Source organism: Actinomycetes bacterium, assembly GCA_036510875.1.
Classification (GTDB): domain Bacteria; phylum Actinomycetota; class Actinomycetes; order Prado026; family Prado026; genus DATCDE01.
This window is the reverse complement of record DATCDE010000090.1, coordinates 1-18034: the sequence shown is the minus strand read 5'-3', so window position 1 is coordinate 18034 and position 18034 is coordinate 1. Positions and strand designations below refer to the sequence as shown.

Sequence of the window (18034 nt, the reverse complement as noted above, 5' to 3'; positions counted from 1 at the left end):
CGCCCGTGCGGGGAGGCCCGGCCACGGAGTTCGACGACCAGAACGTCGACGTGAGCGGTGTCGACGACCGCCGCGGCCGCACCCGAGGGCTCGGCCGCGGCCCGGTGGTCGCCGGCGGCGGTGGCATCGTCGCGGTGATCGTGACGGTGCTCGTCCTGCTGCTGGGGGGTGGCGGCTCGCTGCCGACCGCGGGAACGCCCGACCAGGGCGGCGGGACTCGGCGGCAGGGGACCTCGCCACGCGCTGCAACACCCCTGAAGCGATCGACCGGTATGACGACGGCTTCCTCGTCAAGGTGTTCTACGAGACGACCGAGGTGTGGACGGCCGAGCTGGGCCGCCGTGGGACGACGCTGCGCGAGCCTTCGCTGACCTTCTTCGACGGTGCGGTCCGGGCCGGGTGCGGCGTGGCGTCGTCCCAGGTCGGGCCGTTCTACTGCCCCGGCGACGGGCACATCTACCTCGACGTCGGGTTCCTCGCCCAGCTCCAGCAGCAGCTCGGGGCGCAGGGCCGCTACGCGCAGGCCTACATCCTGGCGCACGAGTTCGGACACCACCGGCAAACGGTGTTGGGGATCGAGTCGCAGGTTCGCCGGAGGCAGCAAGCCGACCCCGCCGGGGCCAACGCGCTGTCGGTCCAGACGCAGCCGCCGGCCGACTGCCTGGCGGGGGTGTGGGGCGCGCTCGCCAACTCCGCAGGCAACGTGACGGTGTCCCCCGCCGACATCGCCGAGGCGCAGACCGCGGCGGCGGCGGCCCGGTGAACCAGGAGGCGTGGACGCACGGCTCGGCCCAGCAGCGTCAGACCTGGTACTCGACCGGGGACCGGACGGCGGACCTCAACCGCTGCAACGCCGTCGCCGCCTGACACCGGCGACGGCGGTTGCGTCGCTCAGACGTTGAAGCCGAGCGCACGCAGCTGCTCGCGGCCCTCGTCGGTGATCTTGTCGGGGCCCCACGGGGGCATCCACACCCAGTTGATCTTCACATCGGCGACGAACCCGTCGAGGGCCAGCCGCGTCTGATCCTCGATGACGTCGGTCAGCGGGCACGCGGCGCTCGTCAGCGTCATGTCCAGCACGGCGACGTTGTTCTGGTCGACGGTGATCCCGTAGACCAGTCCGAGGTCGACGACGTTGATCCCGAGCTCAGGGTCGACGACGTCGCGCATCGCCTCGGTGAGCGTCTCGATCCGGTCGGCACCGGTAGCCGTCTCGGTCATGCCTGCTCCTTCGCCGCGACGGCCCGGGCCGCCGCATCCTTGAACGCCATCCATCCCAACAGCGCGCACTTCACCCTGGCCGGGTACTTGGCCACCCCGACGAAGGCCACCGCATCCTCCAGCAGCTCCTCGTCCGGCTCTCCCTGGCCCCTGGACTGCATGAGGGCAAGGAACGCATCCCCGGTCTCCATCGCCTGGGCCAGGGTGCGACCGGTCACCAGGTCGGTCATGACCGACGTCGACGCCTGGCTGATCGAGCAGCCCAGCCCCTCATAGGACACGTCCGTAACCGTGTCGCCGTCCAGCCGGAGCCGCAGCGTCACCTCGTCGCCGCAGGTCGGGTTCACGTGGTGCACCTCGGCGTCGAACGGCTCGCGGAGCCCGGCATGCCGCGGGTGCCGGTAGTGGTCCAGGATCAGCTCCTGGTACAGGGCCTCGAGCTGCATCAGGCCGCCCCGAAGAATCGCTGCGCGTACCGCACGCCGTCGACGAGCGCGTCGAGGTCGGAGCGGTCGTTGTACAGGTACAGCGACGCCCGGGTGGTGGACTGGACGCCGAACCGCTGGGCCAGCGGCCAGGCACAGTGGTGGCCGACCCGGACCTCGACGCCCTGGTCGTCGAGCACCTGCCCGACGTCGTGTGGGTGGATGCCCTCGACGGTGAACGAGACCGCACCGCCGCGGTCGACCACGTCCCGCGGGCCGACCACCTGCACCCCGGGGATCTCGGCCAGCCGCTCCAGTGCGTAGGCGGTGAGCGCGCGTTCGTGCGCGGCCACGGCTTCCATCCCGATCGCGGACAGGTAGTCGCACGCAGCCGCCAGCCCCACCGCCTGGGCCGCCATCGGGACGCCGGCCTCGAAACGCTGCGGCGGGGCGGCGTAGGTACTGCCCTCCATCCGCACGATCTCGATCATGGAGCCGCCGGTGAGGAACGGGGGCATCACCTCGAGCAGCTCGCGGCGTCCCCAGAGCACTCCGATGCCGAGCGGGCCGAGCATCTTGTGGCCGGAGAAGGCTACGAAGTCGACCCCCAGCGAGGCGACGTCGACCGGGACGTGCGGCACCGACTGGCAGGCGTCGAGCAGCACGAGGGCGCCGACCTCGCGGGCGCGGGCGACGATGGCGCCGACCGGGTTGACCGTGCCGAGCACGTTGGACTGGTGCACGAAGGCGACCAGCTTCGTGGTCTCGTCCACGACCGACGCCAGGTCGGACAGGTCGAGCCGGCCGTCGTCGGTGAGCCCCAGCCAGCGCAGGGAGGCGCCGGTGCGCCGGCACAGCTCCTGCCAGGGCAGCAGGTTGGCGTGGTGCTCCATCTCCGTCACCACGATGCTGTCCCCGGGGCCGACGACGAAGCGCGCCGCCTCGGGGTCACCGGTGGCCGCGTTCGACAGCGAGTAGGCGACCAGGTTGATCGCCTCGGTGGCGTTCTTGGTGAAGACCACCTCGCCCGGGTCCGCGCCGATGAACGTGGCCACGGTCAACCGCGCGCCCTCGTAGGCGTCGGTGGCCTCTTCGGACAGCTGGTGGGCCCCCCGATGAACGGCCGCGTTGTGCCGCTCGTAGAACTCCCGCTCCGCGTCCAGCACCCGCACCGGCTTCTGCGAGGTGGCGCCGCTGTCCAGGTAGACCAGTCGGCGACCACCGCGCACCGTACGGCCCAGCAACGGGAAGTCGGCCTTGATCCTGGCGACGTCCAGGACGGACGACGCGGGAGCCGACAGGTCGGCCGTCACGCCCCGGCCGCAGCCTTCGTGTAGCGCTCGTAGCCCTCCGCCTCGAGCTGCTCGGCCAGCTCGGGGCCGCCCTCCTTGACGATGCGGCCGTCGACGAACACGTGCACGAAGTCGGGCCGGATGTAGCGCAGGATCCGGGTGTAGTGGGTGATGAGCAGCACGCCCACCTCGCCGCCCTCACCCACCCGGTTCACGCCCTCGGAGACGACCTTGAGCGCGTCGACGTCCAGGCCGGAGTCGGTCTCGTCGAGGACGGCGATCTTCGGGTGCAGCAGCTCCAGCTGGAGGATCTCGTGCCGCTTCTTCTCCCCGCCGGAGAAGCCCTCGTTGACGTTGCGCTGGGCGAACGCCGGGTCGATGGACAGCCGGGTCATGGCCTCGTTGACCTCCTTGACCCAGGTCCGCAGCTTCGGCGCCTCGCCGCGGATCGCGGTGGCCGCCGTCCGCAGGAAGTTCGACACCGAGACGCCGGGCACCTCGACCGGGTACTGCATGGCCAGGAACAGCCCGGCCCTGGCCCGCTGGTCGACGGAGAGTGCCAGCAGGTCCTCGCCGTCCAGGGTGACCGTGCCCGAGGTCACGGTGTACTTCGGGTGCCCGGCGAGGGAGTAGGCGAGCGTCGACTTCCCCGAGCCGTTCGGGCCCATGATCGCGTGCGTCTCGCCCGCCCTCACGGTGAGGTCGACGCCGCGCAGGATCTCCCGCGCGCCCTCCTCGGTCTCGACGGTCACGTGCAGGTCGCGGATCTCCAGGGTGGCCATCAGTTCGCTTTCTCGACGTCGACGAGGACGTCGTCGCCCTCGATCTTCACGGGGTAGACAGGGACCGGTTTGGTGGCCGGCAGGCCGGTGGGACGGCCGGTGACCAGGTCGAAGCGGGAGCCGTGCAGCCAGCACTCGATGGTCAGGCCCTCGACCTCGCCCTCGGACAGTGAGACGTCCGCGTGCGAGCAGGTGTCGTTGATGGCGCGCACCTCGCCGTCGGTGCGTACCAGGCAGACCGGGATCCCGTCGATGACGACCCGGTGGGTGCCGCCCTCGCGCAGCTCGGCCAGCGGGCAGGCGTTGCGGTAGCTCATGCGCCAGCTCCCACGGAGATCGCGAGCTCGGCGTCGACCGCTGCGAGGAGACGCTCCTCCAGGTCGGGCACGCCGATGCGGGCCAGCAGGTCGGCGAAGAAGCCCCGCACGACCAGCCGGCGCGCCTCGTCGGACGGTATGCCCCGAGACTGGAGGTAGAACAGCTGCTCGTCGTCGAACCGGCCGGTGGCACTGGCGTGTCCGGCGCCGACGATCTCGCCGGTTTCGATCTCCAGGTTCGGCACCGAGTCGGCGCGGGCACCCTTGGTCAGCACCAGGTTCCGGTTGATCTCGTAGGTGTCGGTGCCCACCGCACCGGACCGGATCAGCACGTCACCGATCCACACGGTGTGCGCGTCGGCGCCCTGCAGCGCGCCCTTGTAGACCACGTTGCTGCGGCAGTGCGGCACCGCGTGGTCGACGAACAGCCGGTGCTCCAGGTGCTGGCCGGCGTCGCCGTAGTACAGCCCGAGCAGCTCGACGTCGCCGCCGGGGCCGGTGTAGTCGACCACCGGGCTGATCCGGACGAGGTCCCCGCCCAGGGTCACCACGGCGTGCCGCACCCGGGCGTCCCGTCCCACGTGGATCCGGTGCGACCCGACGTGCACCGTGTGGGCGGCCCACTCCTGCAGCGAGACCACGGTGACCTGGGCGCCGTCCCCGGCCAGCACCTCGACGGTGTCGGCGTAGGTGGCCGACCCGGTGTGCTCCAGGACGATGACCGCCGAGGCGAACGGCTTCACATCGATCACGGTGTGCCCGTAGGCCGCGCCCTCGGCATGCTCGCCACGCACCGTGAGCACGGTGGGACGCGAGGCCGTGGTCTCCGCCGGAACGGTCACCACGGTGGCCCGCTCGAACCCGGCCCAGGCCTGTGCGGCGACCCGGTCGCGCGGCGCGCCCGTGGTGCCGAGCCGCGGGTCGTCGCGCCCGACCGTCTCGACCGTCACCTCGGGTGCTGCGTCGACGTCGACGACGACCTTGCCGTCAGCCGCCGCCGTGCCGTCGTGCAGGCCACGCAGCCGGGCCAGCGGGGTGAACCGCCAGGCCTCCTCGCGGCCCTGTGGCACCGGGTGGTCGGCCAGGTCGAACGAGTCGACCTGCTGCGGCCGGACGTCGGTCGCGGTGTGCGTGACTCCCATGGTCAGCCCACGGCCCCTTCCATCTGCAGCTCGATGAGCCGATTCAGCTCGAGCGCGTACTCCATCGGCAGCTCGCGGGCCACCGGCTCGACGAAGCCGCGCACGATCATTGCCATGGCCTCCTCCTCGGTGACGCCACGGCTCATCAGGTAGAACAGCTGGTCCTCGGAGACCTTGGACACGGTCGCCTCGTGCCCCATCGACACGTCGTCCTCGCGGACGTCGACGTACGGGTAGGTGTCCGACCGGCTGATGCCGTCCACGAGCAGCGCGTCGCAGCGCACCGTGGAGCGCGAGCCGTACGCGCCCTCCTGGATCTGGATCAGCCCGCGGTACGAGGTCCGACCGCCGCCCCTGGCCACCGACTTGGACACGATGGACGACGACGTGTTCGGCGCGCAGTGGACCATCTTGGCGCCGGCGTCCTGGTGCTGGCCCTCCCCCGCGAACGCGATCGACAGGGTCTCGCCCCTGGCGTGCTCGCCCATGAGGAACACGGCCGGGTACTTCATGGTGACCTTCGAACCGATGTTGCCGTCGACCCACTCCATCACGGCGCCCTCGTACGCGACGGCCCGCTTGGTGACCAGGTTGTAGACGTTGTTCGACCAGTTCTGGATGGTCGTGTACCGCACCCGGGCGTTCTTCTTCACGATGATCTCGACGACGGCCGAGTGCAGCGAGTCGCTGGAGTAGATCGGCGCCGTGCAGCCCTCGACGTAGTGCACGTTGGAGCCCTCGTCGGCGATGATCAGCGTCCGCTCGAACTGGCCCATGTTCTCGGTGTTGATCCGGAAGTAGGCCTGCAGCGGGATCTCGACGGTCACGCCCTTGGGCACGTAGATGAACGAGCCGCCCGACCACACCGACGTGTTCAGCGAGGCGAACTTGTTGTCGCCGACGGGGATCACCGAGCCGAAGTAGGTGCGGAACAGCTCCTCGTGCTCGCGCAGGCCGGTGTCGGTGTCGAGGAAGATGACGCCCTGCTCCTCGAGGTCCTCACGGATCTTGTGGTAGACAACCTCGGACTCGTACTGCGCCGCGACGCCGGACACGAGGCGCTGCTTCTCGGCCTCCGGGATGCCCAGCCGGTCGTAGGTGTTCTTGATCTCGGCGGGCAGCTCGTCCCAGGATGTGGCCTGCTTCTCGGTCGACTTGACGAAGTACTTGATGTTGTCGAAGTCGATGCCGCCGAGCTCACCACCCCATGCGGGCATCGGCTTCTTGTCGAACAGCCGCAGCCCCTTCAGCCGCAGGTCGAGCATCCACTGCGGCTCGTTCTTGCGGGCCGAAATGTCGCGGACGACCTCCTCGTTCAGCCCGCGCCGCGCGTTCGCGCCGGCGTCGGTGCTGTCGTGCCAGCCGAACTCGTAGCGGCCGAGGCCCTCGAGGTCGGGGTGGGCGGTCTGGGTCATGACGCGGTCCTCTCCGGCGATGCGGAACGGTTCGGGACGACGGTGGTGCAGACATGGTCCCCGTGCCCGATGGTGGCCAGCCGTTGCACCGGCCGGCCGAGCAGGCGGGAGAACACCTCGGTCTCGGCCTCGCACAGCTGCGGGAACTCCGCCGCGACGTGCGCGACCGGGCAGTGGTGCTGGCACAGCTGTTCCCCCAGGCCGGCCGGGGCCGGCTCGGCGGAGGCGGCGTAGCCGTCCGCGGACAGGGCTGCGGCCAGCGCGGCCGCTTCCTGGCCGGGCTCGGCGTGGGCGACCAGGTCGGCGTACCGCTGCTCGAACAGCGCCGCCCGCTCCCGGGCGAACTCGCCCACAGCGACCTCACCGCCCACCCGGGTGAGGTAGCGAAGGGCCTGGGCGGCGAGGTCGTCGTAGGTGCTCTGGAACGACTCGCGGCCGGTGGGGGTGAGCGCGTACACCTTGGCCGGGCGGCCGCGGCCACGCCGCGGGTCCGGCCCGTAGGGGGACCGCTGCCCCGCGGTGACCAGGCCGTCCGCGGCGAGCACGTCGAGGTGCCGGCGGACGGCCGCGGAGGTCAGGCCGACTCGCTCGGCCAGCGTGGCCGCCGTGGCGGGACCGTCCTGCAGCAGCGAGCGGACCAGGCGGGAGCGGGTGCCCCCGCCGGCCTGCTGCGGTGCGTCGGCCAATTTCACAACGGCCATGTTACCTAATTCCCGCCGTCCCGCACGCCCCGGTTCGCCAGGAATCGGGAAACGTAGGATCGGCGCCGTGATCGAGCCGGCGGTGGTGCTTGATGGGCTGGTGATCCGCTACGGGGGGACCGTCGCCGTCGACGGGCTCTCGCTGGCCGCCCCCCGCGGCTCGGTCACCGCCGTGCTCGGCCCGAACGGGGCCGGCAAGACGAGCACGGTCGAGACCTGCGAGGGCTACCGGACCCCCGCCGAGGGGACCGTGAGCGTCTTGGGGCTGGACCCGCACCGCGACGCGCGCGCGCTGCGCCCGCGCATCGGGGTCATGCTGCAAGGCGGCGGAGTGCCGCCCGGCGGCCGGGCACTGGAGTCGCTGCGGCTCGCGGCCGCGCTCTACGCCCACCCGCTCGACCCGCAGGCGCTCGCCGAGCGGGTCGGGGTCGACCGCATGGGCCACACGCCCTACCGGCGGATGTCCGGCGGTGAGCAGCAGCGGCTCAAGCTGGCGCTCGCGCTCATCGGGCGCCCCGAGCTGGTGTTCCTCGACGAGCCCACCGCCGGGCTGGACCCGCAGGCCCGGCTGTCCACCTGGGACCTGGTCCGCGAGCTGCGCGCCGACGGCGTGTCCGTCGTCCTCACCACGCACCTCATGGACGAGGCCGAGCAGCTGGCCGACCACGTCGTCATCGTGGACGCCGGCCGGGTCGTGGCGGCCGGCTCCCCCGCCGAGCTCACCCGCCACGGTGCCGAGAACACGCTGCGGTTCAACGGACCCAAGCGGTTGGACGTCGCCGCCCTGAGGGGTGCCCTGCCCGAGGGCTGCGAGGTCACCGAGGACTCCCCCGGCAGCTACCGGGTGGTCGGCCCCATGGACCCGCAGCTGCTCGCCACCGTCACCGCCTGGTGCGCCGCCCACGGCGTGATGCCGGACCGCCTCGCGGTCGAGCGCCGCACCCTCGAGGACGTCTTCCTCGAGCTCACCGGCCGGACCCCGCGATGACCGCGCCCGCAGTAGACGGCGGGCGGTTCACCCCCGCCCCCGGGGCCGCGCCGTTGGGCCGCATGGTCTGGGCCCAGACCCGCTCCGAGCTGGCCACCCAGCTGCGCAACGGCGAGCAGCTGCTGCTCATCCTGGTCATCCCGACCCTGCTGCTCGTCCTGTTCACCCTGGTCGACGTGGTCAGCCTCGGCTCGGGTCGCCGGGTGGACTACCTGCTCCCCGGCATCCTGGCCCTGGCGGTCATGTCCACGGCGTTCACCGGCCAGGCCATCGGCACCGGCTTCGAGCGCCGCTACGGAGTGCTCAAGCGGCTCGGCTCGACGCCGCTGCCCCGGTCGGGGCTGCTGGCAGCCAAGACGCTGGCCGTCCTGGTCGTCGAGCTGGGCCAGCTGCTGCTGCTGCTCGGCGTCGGCGCGCTGCTCGGCTGGCGGCCAGGGAACATCCAGTGGCTCACGGTCCTGCTGCTGCTCGCGCTCGGCACCGCGGCGTTCTCCGGCCTCGGGCTGCTCATGGCCGGCACGCTGCGCGCCGAGGCCACCCTGGCCCTGGCCAACCTGGTCTACCTGCTCCTGCTGCTGGCCGGCGGCATCGTGGTGCCCCTCGACCGGTTCCCCGCCGGGGCGCAGCCGGTCCTCGAGGCGCTGCCCTCGACCGCCTTGGCGGACGGGCTGCGGACGGCGTTCAGCGGCGGCCCCGCCCCCTGGGGGCCGATCGGGGTGCTGACGCTGTGGGCCGCCGGGTCGCTGACTGCGGCCGCGTTGACGTTCCGCTGGGAGTAGCCCCCTACCATCGTCGCCGTGGAGACTCAGGCGGTGGGGCCGCTCGCCCGGCGCGTGTTCCAGGCCAACATCGTGGCGCAGGCCGGCATCGTCGTCACCGGCGGCGTCGTCCGGCTCACCGGGTCCGGCCTCGGCTGCCCCACCTGGCCGCAGTGCTCGCCCGGCTCCTACGTGCCCACCCCGCACCAGGCGCAGGGCTACCACAAGTACATCGAGTTCAGTAACCGCACGCTGACCTTCGTCGTGTTCCTCACCGTGGCGGCCGCCGTGATCGTGGCCTGGCGGCAGGTGCCGCGCCGCCGGCCGCTCGTGCTGCTGGCCGGCGCCGGGGTCCTGGGCGTCGTGGCCCAGGCGGTCCTCGGGGGCATCACCGTGCTCACCGGGCTCAACCCCTACACCGTGTCCGCGCACTTCCTGCTCTCGATGGGCCTCATCGCGACCGCCGTGGCGCTGTACGAGCGGGGCAACGAGCCTGGGGACGGTCCCACCACGTCACTCGTCCGCTCCGAGGTCGTCTGGCTGTCCCGCGGGGTGCTGGTGCTTGCCGGGTTCGTCCTGGTCCTCGGCACGATCGTCACCGGCTCTGGGCCGCACTCCGGGGACGCCGTCACACCGGCCCGGTTCGGCCTCGACCCGCGCACCATGAGCTGGCTGCACGCGGACGTCGTCCTGCTGTTCATCGGCGCCACGCTCACCCTGTACGTCGCACTGCGGCTCACCGATGGGCCGCCGGTCGCCCTTCGACGGGTCGTCGTGCTGCTCGCGGTCTCCCTCGGCCAGGGCGCCGTGGGCTACCTGCAGTACTTCACCGGGCTGCCCGAGGCGATCGTCGCCGTGCACCTGCTCGGGGCCACCCTGGTGTGGATCTCGACCCTGCTCATCCCGTTCGCGCTGCGGCAGCGGGCGGTCCGCCCGCCCGGCACGCCCAGCCCGGACCCGGACCAGCAGGCGCTGCGCCCGGCCTGACCGGAGGTCAGTCGCCCGACTCAGTCTGGACGCTGGCCGTCGCCGTCCCGCCCGAGCAGGCCACCTGAACGGTGATCTTGCTGCCGTTCCCGACGAACTCGACCTTGATGTGCGAGTCCGGGCCGAGCTCCTGCTCGGTGATGCCGTAGCCGTTGTTCGGCGTCGCCGTCCCGCTGACCTGGTTCCCGCTCGTACAGCGCGCGAAGACCGTGCCGCCGGCCGAGGTGAACGCCTGGTAGGACGACGTGGCGGTCGAGGCGGCGGTGGGCGGTGCCGTCGGGGTCGAGTGCTCGGTCTGCGTCGGCGCCGGGCTGGTCTTGGCTTCCGGGCTGGGCGAGGCCGTCGTGGACGTCGCTTGGCTGGGCGGCACGACTTGCGGCGTCGCGGTGGTCGCCGGGTGCGACGGCGGCGCCGGGTGCGACTGGCCCGGCGCGGTGCTGGTGCCCTGCGCGCTGCGGGTCGGCGAGGTCGACTTCGTCGCTGCGCCGGGGGCCGTCGTGCTGGCCGCCACCGCGGGTGCCGCGCTCTGCAGCTGGTCGGTGACCTGCTGCTGGCTCAGGGCGGTGACCGTGTCGTTCCCCTGCACCGCCCCGCGCAGCACGCCCACGGCCCCGAGGCCGATCACCGTGGCTGCGGACGTGACCGCGACCCATCCGGTGACGTAGACGGCACGACGAGGCATGCCGTCATGGTCCCTCACCCACCCCGCCGGGACCACTAACCGGAGGCTAAGACCCCGACAAGCGTCGGCCAACCGCCCAGCCGTCCCCACGCCAGCCACGACCACCTCACCCGCGCCCGCCGTCCGGGCGGCTACCGTGCGCATGTGCCCAACGTGCTGGTGGTGGAGGACGACCCGGCGATCCGCTCCGCCCTGATCCGCAGCCTGGGCGAGCGGGGGCACGCCGTCTCCACCGCTCCCGACGCCATGACCGGGCTGCGGGAGGCCCTGGAGTCCCGACCCGACCTGGTGGTCCTCGACCTGGGGCTGCCCGACCTCGACGGCGCCGAGCTGCTCCGGATGCTCCGCGCGGTCAGCTCGGTCCCCGTCATCGTGGCCACCGCGCGCGACGACGACCCGTCGATGGTCCGCGCGCTGGACGCCGGCGCCGACGACTACGTCGTCAAGCCGTTCAGCGCGGAGACCCTGGACGCGCGGATCCGCGCCGTGCTGCGCCGCTCGGCGACGGGCGAGCCGGACTCCCGGCTCACGGTGGGCCCGCTGCAGATCGACGTGCGAGCCCGGACCGTCGTGCTGGACGGCGGCCCGGTGGACCTGAGCCCCCGCGAGTTCGAGCTGTTGGCCTACCTGGCGGCGCACGTGGGCCAGGTGGTGACCAAGCGCGAGCTGCTGTCCGAGGTCTGGCGGCTGCCGTACGGCGGGGCGGACAAGACCGTCGACGTCCACTTGTCGTGGTTGCGCCGCAAGCTCGGCGAGACAGCCCAGGAGCCCCGGTTCCTCATCTCGGTGCGGGGCGTGGGGGTCAAGCTCGTGGAGCCGGCTGAGTGAGACGGCAGGTCCTGCTGACCCTCGCAGCCACGACCCTGCTCGTCCTCGTGGCCTTTCTGGTGCCGCTGGCGCTGCTGATCCGCTCCTCCGCGGCGGAACGAGCCACCAACGAGGCGACCCTGGGCGTGCAGCCCCTGGCCGCCGTGGTCGCCGTGGTGGACGCCTCCACCCTCGGGGTCACGGTGGCCCAGATCCGCTCGTCCCTCGGCGAGCCGGTCACCGTGTTCCTGGGCGACGGCAGCGTGCTCGGTGACCAGCGGCCACGCAGCCGCTCGGTGGACCTGGCCGCCACCGGGCGGGCGTTCACCGCCAAGCTGCCGAACGGCGGCCGCGAGGTGCTCATCCCGGTGGTCGGCCGACCCGAGGGCACCGCCGTGATCCGGGTGGAGGTGCCCGCCAGCAAGATCACCAAGGGCGTGGCCGCGTCCTGGGGGGTCCTCGCCGTGCTCGGGGTCGTCCTGCTCGGGGTGTCCCTGCTCGTCGGCGACCGGCTGGCCCGCTCCTGGCTGCGCCCGGTGCACTCGCTGACCGACACGGCCAGCCGGCTCGGTGGCGGCGACCTGTCGGCCCGCGCCCGCCCGGGTGGCCCGCCCGAGGTGGCGGCTGCCGGTCGGGCGCTCAACGGGCTGGCCGGGCGGATCCGCGACCTGCTGCGGGCCGAGCGGGAGGCCGCCGCCGACCTGTCGCACCGGCTGCGGACACCGGTCACCGCGCTGCGCCTGGACGCCGAGGGGCTCCGCGACCCCGAGGAGCGCGAGCGGCTCGCCCGCGACGTCGGCGAGCTGGGCCGCGTCGTCGACCAGGTCATCGCCGAGGCCCGCCGGCCCGAGCGCGAGGGCGTGCTCGCGTCTTGCGACGCGGCCGCGGTGGTGTCCTCCCGGGTCGACTTCTGGCGGGTGCTCGCCGAGGACACCGACCGGCAGGTGGTCACCGAGATCCACCGGGGGCCGATCGCGGTGCGGAGCTCCGCCGCGGACCTCGCCGAGACCGTGGACGCGCTCCTCGGCAACGTCTTCGCGCACACCCCGGACGGGACCGCCCTGAGCGTCGAGCTGCGGCCGCGCCGGCTGGGCGGCGCGCGCCTCGTCGTGGCTGACGACGGCCCCGGGCTGCCCGGTCCCGGGGTGCTGGAGCGGGGCAGCAGCCACGGCGGGTCGAGCGGCCTCGGCCTGGACATCGTGCGGCGAACGGCGGAGGCCTCCGGCGGCGAGCTCAGTCTCGGGCTGTCCGAGCACGGCGGCACCCGGGTCGTGGTGGACCTGGGGCCGCCCCGCTGACCTGGCCGGCCGGGCTCAGAACAGCGGGTGCAGTGGCAGCAGCGGGTCGATCGCGACCATGACGAACAGCAGGCTCAGGTAGGAGATGGACCAGTGGAACAGGCGCATCGGCCGCAGGTCGCCCGCCCCGGCCCGGACCCGGCCCTGCAGCCGGTGGGCCTCGAGCAGGAAGACCGCGCCGAGCAGGACTGCGCTCAGCGTGTAGACCACGGTCATCCGCCCCACCGGCACCAGGACGACGGTCGCTGCCACCATGGCCCAGCTGTACCGGACGATCTGCCGGGCGACCGTGGCCGGCGACGCGACCACCGGCAGCATCGGCACGCCGGCCGCCTCGTAGTCGTCCCGGAACCGCACCGACAGCGGCCAGTAGTGCGGCGGGGTCCACAAGAAGATCACCGCGAACAGCACCACCGGCGTCCAGGCCAGGCCGTCCGTGACGGCCGCCCACCCGATGAGCACCGGCATGCAGCCGGCCGCGCCGCCCCAGACGATGTTCTGCGGGGTCCGCCGCTTCAGCCCCGCCGTGTAGACGAGCACGTAGAACAAGATCGCGACCAGGGTCAGCCAGGTGGCCAGCGCGTTGACCGTCCAGGCCATCCACAGCAGCGACAGGACGCCCAGCGCCGCGCCGAAGACCAATGCGGCCCGGGGGGTGATCGCGCCGGTTGCGAGCGGACGACGGCCGGTGCGCCGCATCACTGCGTCGATGTCGCGGTCCAGGAACGAGTTGAGCGTGTTGGCGCTGCCGGCGGCCAGCGTGCCACCGAGCAGCGTGGCCAGCACGAGCCCCAGCGACGGCACCCCGCCCGAGGCCACGAACATCGTCGGGACGGTGGTCACCAGCAGCAGCTCGATGATCCGCGGCTTGGTGAGGGCCACGTACGCCGCCGCCGTCGTGAGCACCGTCGGCCGCGAGGCGGAGTCGGCGGGGGTCCTCGGGTCGACGGCGGTCACGTCCACCTTCCGGTCCGGTCCCGTCCATCCACACCGACGGGCGCCGGCCCATCGTATCGGTAGGCTCCGAGTGGGTGCGGGCCCGCGCAGCTCAGTCCTGACCCAGCGCGACGGCGACCCGCCGTCCCACCGCCGAGAGGAACGGTTCACCCGTGAGCGACACCACGCATCGGCCCGGCGACCGGCCGGCCTGGACCGACCTCGACGACCGGGCGGTGATCATGGCCAGGGGGCTGGCCATGGACGCCGTCCAGAAGGTGGGCAACGGCCACCCCGGGACGGCGATGGCGCTGGCGCCGGCGGCCTACCTGATCTTCCAGCGGTTCCTCCGGCACGACCCGTCAGACCCGTCCTGGGCCGGGCGGGACCGGTTCGTGCTGTCGGCCGGCCACTCCAGCCTCACCCTGTACACCCAGCTGTTCCTGTCCGGGTACCCGCTGCAGCTGTCCGACCTGCAGAGCTTCCGCACCTGGGGCAGCCGCACCCCCGGCCACCCCGAGCACGGGCATACGGCCGGGGTCGAGACCACCACCGGGCCACTGGGCCAGGGGGTGGCCACCGCGGTGGGGATGGCGATGGCGGCGCGACGCGAGCGGGGCCTGTTCGACCCCGACGCGGCGCCGGGAGAGAGCCCCTTCGACCACCGGATCTGGGTGATCTGCTCCGACGGCGACCTGGAGGAGGGCCTGTCCGGGGAGGCGTCCTCGCTGGCCGGCCACCAACAGCTGGGCAACCTGGTGCTGGTCTACGACGACAACCACATCTCCATCGAGGACGACACCGCGATCGCGTTCAGCGAGGACGTCGGCGCCCGCTACGCGGCCTACGGCTGGCACGTCCAGCACGTCGCCGCGCTGCCCGACGGCAACGTGGACCGGGCCGGCCTCGGCGCGGCACTCGAGGCCGCGCGGGACGAGACCGCCCGCCCCTCGATCATCGTGCTGCGCACCGTGATCGGCTGGCCGGCCCCCCACCTGCGCAACACCGGCAAGGCCCACGGCTCGGCCCTGGGCGTCGAGGAGGTGGCCGCCACCAAGCGGCTGCTCGGGCTGGACCCCGCACGGTCCTTCCAGATCGACGACGAGGCGCTGGCGCACGCCCGGGAGGTGGCCAGCCGCGGCGCCGCCCTGCGCGGCGAGTGGGACGACCGGTTCGCCGCGTGGGCGGCCGCGCACCCCGAGCGGGCCGCGCTGCAGGCCCGACTGGCCACCCGCACCCTGCCGGACGGCTGGACGACGGCGCTGCCGACGTTCCCGGCCGACCCGGACGGGATGGCCACCCGCAAGGCGTCCGGCCTCGTGCTGGACGCGCTGGCCCCGGTTCTCCCCGAGCTGTGGGGCGGCTCGGCCGACCTGGCCGAGTCGAACAACACGACGATGAAGGGCGAGCCCTCGTTCGTCCCCGCCGTCCATCAGACCGGCATGTGGCCCGGCGGACCGTACGGCCGCACGCTGCACTTCGGCATCCGGGAGCACGCGATGGGCGCGATCCTCAACGGCATCGCGCTGCACGGCGGCACCCGCCCCTACGGCGGCACCTTCCTGGTGTTCAGCGACTACATGCGGCCGGCGGTGCGGCTCGCCGCCCTCATGCAGACCGCGGTCGTCTACGTGTGGACCCACGACTCGATCGGCCTGGGCGAGGACGGCCCCACCCACCAGCCGGTCGAGCAGCTGGCCGCGCTACGGGCCATCCCGGGCCTGGCCGTCGTCCGGCCGGCCGACGCGAACGAGACCGCGCAGGCCTGGCGGGTCGCGCTGGAGCGTGCCACGCCCACCGGCCTGGCGCTGACCCGGCAGAACGTCCCGGTGCTCGACCGCGCGGTGCTCGCCTCGGCCGAAGGGGTGGCCAGGGGCGGCTACGTGCTGGCCGAGGCCGACGGCGGCGCCCCCAGGGTGCTGCTCATCGGCACCGGGTCGGAGGTCCAGCTGGCGCTGGCCGCCCGCGAGCGGCTGCAGGCCGACGGCATCCCCACCCGAGTCGTGTCGATGCCCTGCCTCGAGTGGTTCGACGAGCAGGACGCCGCCTACCGTGACGGCGTGCTCCCGGCGTCGGTGACCGCCCGGGTGTCCGTGGAGGCGGGCATCGCGCAGCCCTGGTACCGGCTGGTCGGCACCGCCGGGCGCTGCGTGAGTCTGGAACACTTCGGCGCGTCCGCGGCTTACCAGACGTTGTACCGGGAGTTCGGGATCACCGTGGACGCCGTCGTCGCGGCGGCCCACGACAGCAGGCACGCCGCGAGCTGAAGGAGAACCGCCATGGCCGACCCGATCGAGGAGCTCGCTGCCGACGGAGTGTCCGTGTGGCTGGATGACCTGAGCCGGCACCGACTGGCCGGTGGCAGTCTGGCCGCGCTCGTCGCGCGTGGGGTGACGGGGGTCACCAGCAACCCGACGATCTTCGAACAGGCGCTGCGACGGGGCGAGGACTACGCAGCCCAGGTCGCCGACCTCGCGGCGCGCGGGCTCAGCGTCGAGGAGTCGGTCCGGATGATCACCACCTACGACGTGCGCTGGGCCTGCGACGTCCTGCGTCCGGTGCACGAGCGCACCGACGGCTTGGACGGACGGGTCTCGATCGAGGTCGACCCGCGGCGAGCCCGGGACGCCGAGGCAACCATCGCGGAGGCCCGCGGGCTGGCCTGGCTGGTGGACCGGCCCAACCTGCTGATCAAGATCCCGGCCACCGTCGAGGGCCTCCCCGCGGTCACCCAGGCGCTGGCCGACGGGATCAGCGTCAACGTCACGCTGATCTTCTCCCTGGACCGCTACCGCGCGGTGATGGACGCGTTCCTGGCCGGCCTGGAGCAGGCCCGGGCGGCCGGGCGGGACCTGTCGCAGATCGCCTCGGTCGCGTCCTTCTTCGTCAGCCGGGTCGACACCGAGGTGGACACCCGACTGGAGAAGATCGGCACCCCGGAGTCGATGGCGCTGCGCGGCCGGGCCGCCATCGCCAACGGCCGGCTCGCGTACGAGGCGTACGAGGAGGTGTTCGGCTCAGTCCGGTGGCAGGCGCTGGCCGCGGCCGGCGCCCGGCCACAACGCCCGTTGTGGGCCTCGACCGGGGTCAAGAACCCCGCGTACGACGACACCCGGTACGTCGTGGACCTGGTTGCTCCCGGCACGGTCAACACCATGCCGGAGAAGACCCTCGACGCCATGACCGACCACGGCCGGCTGCACGGGGAGACCGTCCGGCCGTCCTACCCGGACGCGCACCAGGTGATGGCCGACCTGGCGGCAGTGGGCGTCGACTACGACGACGTCGTCACCGTCCTCGAGGACGAGGGCGTGGCCAAGTTCGAGGCGTCGTGGACCGACCTGCTCAGCTCGCTGCGGACCTTGCTGGACCAGGCCGGGACGCACCGGTGAGCAATCCGCTGCGGGGCCCGCGCGACCGGCGGCTCCCCCGCGTCGCCGGACCCTGCGGGATGGTCATCTTCGGGGTGACCGGAGACCTGGCTCGCAAGAAGCTGATGCCGGCGATCTACGACCTGGCCAACCGGGGGTTGCTGCCGCCGGGCTTCGCCCTGGTCGGGTTCGCCCGCCGCGACTGGGCCGACCAGGACTTCGCCCAGGTGGTCCACGACGCGGTGAAGGAGCACGCCAGGACCGAGTTCCGCGAGACGGTCTGGCAGCAGCTGGCCAAGGGCATCCGGTTCGTCCCCGGCGAGTTCGACGACGACGCCGCGTTCGACACCCTGCGGCAGACCATCGCCGACCTCGACGAGCAGCAGGGCACCGGCGGAAACCACGCCTTCTACCTGTCGGTGCCACCCAAGTTCTTCCCCCAGGTGATCCACCAGCTGAAGAAGAACGGGCTGGCCGACGGGCCCGAGGGGGCCTGGCGCCGGGTGGTCATCGAGAAGCCGTTCGGGCACGACCTGGCCAGCGCCGAGGAGCTCAACCGGATCGTCGACGAGGTGTTCCCCAGCGGCTCGGTGTTCCGGATCGACCACTACCTCGGCAAGGAGACCGTCCAGAACATCCTGGCGCTGCGCTTCGCGAACGAGATGTTCGAGCCGGTGTGGAACTCCAACTACGTCGACCACGTGCAGATCACCATGGCCGAGGACGTTGGCATCGGCGGCCGGGCCGGCTACTACGACGGCATCGGTGCGGCCCGGGACGTCATCCAGAACCACCTGCTGCAGCTGCTCGCCCTGACCGCCATGGAGGAGCCGGTCTCCTTCGACGCGGCCGCCGTGCGGACGGAGAAAGCCAAGATCCTCTCCGCGGTGCGGCTCCCGGCCGACCTGTCGA

General features: G+C 72.6%; 20 protein-coding genes. 10 read left to right on the top strand and 10 right to left on the bottom strand.

The annotated features are described in order from the left end of the window. Window positions 1-295 precede the first annotated feature (295 nt). Window positions 296-763, top strand: a complete 468-nt coding sequence (locus VIM19_05165; GenBank protein HEY5184293.1) for a neutral zinc metallopeptidase — start codon at window positions 296-298, stop codon at window positions 761-763. Continuing rightward, the gene (locus VIM19_05160) at window positions 760-867 is read left to right on the top strand and encodes a neutral zinc metallopeptidase (protein ID HEY5184292.1); all 108 of its coding nucleotides are present in this window, start codon (window positions 760-762) and stop codon (window positions 865-867) included. Before VIM19_05165 ends, VIM19_05160 begins: the two co-directional genes overlap by 4 nt. A 24-nt stretch (window positions 868-891) precedes the next feature. Here the strand turns inward: VIM19_05160 and VIM19_05155 are convergent, their stop codons facing one another. From VIM19_05155 to VIM19_05120, 8 genes are read right to left on the bottom strand one after another with little or no spacing between them, the layout of a single operon-like run. Beyond that, a complete protein-coding gene (locus VIM19_05155; GenBank protein HEY5184291.1) occupies window positions 892-1221 on the bottom strand; it encodes a metal-sulfur cluster assembly factor in 330 nt (109 codons plus the stop codon). Next, a complete protein-coding gene (locus VIM19_05150; GenBank protein HEY5184290.1) occupies window positions 1218-1667 on the bottom strand; it encodes an SUF system NifU family Fe-S cluster assembly protein in 450 nt (149 codons plus the stop codon). Before VIM19_05150 ends, VIM19_05155 begins: the two co-directional genes overlap by 4 nt. Further along, window positions 1667-2959, bottom strand: coding sequence for a cysteine desulfurase (locus VIM19_05145; protein HEY5184289.1), 1293 nt, complete (start codon window positions 2957-2959; stop codon window positions 1667-1669). The genes VIM19_05150 and VIM19_05145 overlap by 1 nt, the downstream gene beginning before the upstream one ends. After that, window positions 2956-3720, bottom strand: coding sequence for a Fe-S cluster assembly ATPase SufC (gene sufC / locus VIM19_05140; GenBank protein ID HEY5184288.1), 765 nt, complete (start codon window positions 3718-3720; stop codon window positions 2956-2958). The genes VIM19_05145 and sufC overlap by 4 nt, the downstream gene beginning before the upstream one ends. Then, a complete protein-coding gene (locus VIM19_05135; protein ID HEY5184287.1) occupies window positions 3720-4037 on the bottom strand; it encodes a non-heme iron oxygenase ferredoxin subunit in 318 nt (105 codons plus the stop codon). Before VIM19_05135 ends, sufC begins: the two co-directional genes overlap by 1 nt. Further along, entirely contained in the window at window positions 4034-5179 is a 1146-nt protein-coding gene (gene sufD, locus VIM19_05130; GenBank protein HEY5184286.1) for a Fe-S cluster assembly protein SufD, read from the bottom strand. The genes VIM19_05135 and sufD overlap by 4 nt, the downstream gene beginning before the upstream one ends. Window positions 5180-5181: 2 nt before the next feature. Next, window positions 5182-6594 carry a Fe-S cluster assembly protein SufB gene (gene sufB, locus VIM19_05125; GenBank protein HEY5184285.1) on the bottom strand — a complete coding sequence of 471 codons (1413 nt, stop codon included), beginning with the start codon at window positions 6592-6594 and terminating at the stop codon, window positions 5182-5184. Beyond that, window positions 6591-7295 carry a helix-turn-helix domain-containing protein gene (locus VIM19_05120; protein HEY5184284.1) on the bottom strand — a complete coding sequence of 235 codons (705 nt, stop codon included), beginning with the start codon at window positions 7293-7295 and terminating at the stop codon, window positions 6591-6593. Before VIM19_05120 ends, sufB begins: the two co-directional genes overlap by 4 nt. Window positions 7296-7365: 70 nt before the next feature. Here VIM19_05120 and VIM19_05115 point away from each other — a divergent pair, with 70 nt between their 5' ends. From VIM19_05115 to VIM19_05105, 3 genes are read left to right on the top strand one after another with little or no spacing between them, the layout of a single operon-like run. Continuing rightward, window positions 7366-8283: an ABC transporter ATP-binding protein gene (locus tag VIM19_05115; protein ID HEY5184283.1), complete on the top strand. Its 918-nt coding sequence runs from the start codon at window positions 7366-7368 to the stop codon at window positions 8281-8283. Next, the gene (locus VIM19_05110) at window positions 8280-9062 is read left to right on the top strand and encodes an ABC transporter permease (protein ID HEY5184282.1); all 783 of its coding nucleotides are present in this window, start codon (window positions 8280-8282) and stop codon (window positions 9060-9062) included. Before VIM19_05115 ends, VIM19_05110 begins: the two co-directional genes overlap by 4 nt. 18 nt (window positions 9063-9080) lie before the next feature. Then, window positions 9081-10028, top strand: a complete 948-nt coding sequence (locus VIM19_05105) for a COX15/CtaA family protein (protein HEY5184281.1) — start codon at window positions 9081-9083, stop codon at window positions 10026-10028. Between the two features lie 7 nt (window positions 10029-10035). Here the strand turns inward: VIM19_05105 and VIM19_05100 are convergent, their stop codons facing one another. Next, window positions 10036-10710: a hypothetical protein gene (locus VIM19_05100; protein ID HEY5184280.1), complete on the bottom strand. Its 675-nt coding sequence runs from the start codon at window positions 10708-10710 to the stop codon at window positions 10036-10038. Window positions 10711-10854: 144 nt separating this feature from the next. Between VIM19_05100 and VIM19_05095 the strand changes: the two genes are divergently transcribed. Continuing rightward, window positions 10855-11538 carry a response regulator transcription factor gene (locus VIM19_05095; GenBank protein ID HEY5184279.1) on the top strand — a complete coding sequence of 228 codons (684 nt, stop codon included), beginning with the start codon at window positions 10855-10857 and terminating at the stop codon, window positions 11536-11538. Further along, window positions 11535-12815, top strand: a complete 1281-nt coding sequence (locus VIM19_05090; GenBank protein HEY5184278.1) for a HAMP domain-containing sensor histidine kinase — start codon at window positions 11535-11537, stop codon at window positions 12813-12815. The genes VIM19_05095 and VIM19_05090 overlap by 4 nt, the downstream gene beginning before the upstream one ends. Before the next feature lie 15 nt (window positions 12816-12830). On the opposite strand, the gene VIM19_05085 is transcribed toward VIM19_05090, so the two are convergent. Continuing rightward, window positions 12831-13721 carry a heme o synthase gene (locus VIM19_05085; GenBank protein HEY5184277.1) on the bottom strand — a complete coding sequence of 297 codons (891 nt, stop codon included), beginning with the start codon at window positions 13719-13721 and terminating at the stop codon, window positions 12831-12833. A 203-nt stretch (window positions 13722-13924) separates the two neighbouring features. Here VIM19_05085 and tkt point away from each other — a divergent pair, with 203 nt between their 5' ends. From tkt to VIM19_05070, 3 genes are all read left to right on the top strand, one after another. Next, complete coding sequence (gene tkt, locus VIM19_05080) at window positions 13925-16018, top strand: transketolase (protein HEY5184276.1); 2094 nt, start codon at window positions 13925-13927, stop codon at window positions 16016-16018. Window positions 16019-16030: 12 nt separating this feature from the next. Then, window positions 16031-17143 (top strand): transaldolase, encoded by a 1113-nt coding sequence (gene tal / locus VIM19_05075; protein ID HEY5184275.1) that lies wholly within the window; start codon window positions 16031-16033, stop codon window positions 17141-17143. Further along, window positions 17140-18034 (top strand): glucose-6-phosphate dehydrogenase (locus tag VIM19_05070; protein ID HEY5184274.1); only part of this gene is annotated, 895 nt, incomplete at its 3' end. The genes tal and VIM19_05070, both read left to right, overlap by 4 nt.

Bases quoted from the DNA above. Each gene is read 5' to 3' on its own strand.
- VIM19_05155 (HEY5184291.1), bottom strand. From the start codon at position 1,221: ATGACCGAGACGGCTACCGGTGCCGACCGGATCGAGACGCTCACCGAG.
- VIM19_05150 (HEY5184290.1), bottom strand. From the start codon at position 1,667: ATGCAGCTCGAGGCCCTGTACCAGGAGCTGATCCTGGACCACTACCGG.
- sufC (HEY5184288.1), bottom strand. From the start codon at position 3,720: ATGGCCACCCTGGAGATCCGCGACCTGCACGTGACCGTCGAGACCGAG.
- VIM19_05135 (HEY5184287.1), bottom strand. From the start codon at position 4,037: ATGAGCTACCGCAACGCCTGCCCGCTGGCCGAGCTGCGCGAGGGCGGC.
- sufD (HEY5184286.1), bottom strand. From the start codon at position 5,179: ATGGGAGTCACGCACACCGCGACCGACGTCCGGCCGCAGCAGGTCGAC.
- sufB (HEY5184285.1), bottom strand. From the start codon at position 6,594: ATGACCCAGACCGCCCACCCCGACCTCGAGGGCCTCGGCCGCTACGAG.
- VIM19_05120 (HEY5184284.1), bottom strand. From the start codon at position 7,295: ATGGCCGTTGTGAAATTGGCCGACGCACCGCAGCAGGCCGGCGGGGGC.
- VIM19_05110 (HEY5184282.1), top strand. From the start codon at position 8,280: ATGACCGCGCCCGCAGTAGACGGCGGGCGGTTCACCCCCGCCCCCGGG.
- VIM19_05100 (HEY5184280.1), bottom strand. From the start codon at position 10,710: ATGCCTCGTCGTGCCGTCTACGTCACCGGATGGGTCGCGGTCACGTCC.
- tal (HEY5184275.1), top strand. From the start codon at position 16,031: ATGGCCGACCCGATCGAGGAGCTCGCTGCCGACGGAGTGTCCGTGTGG.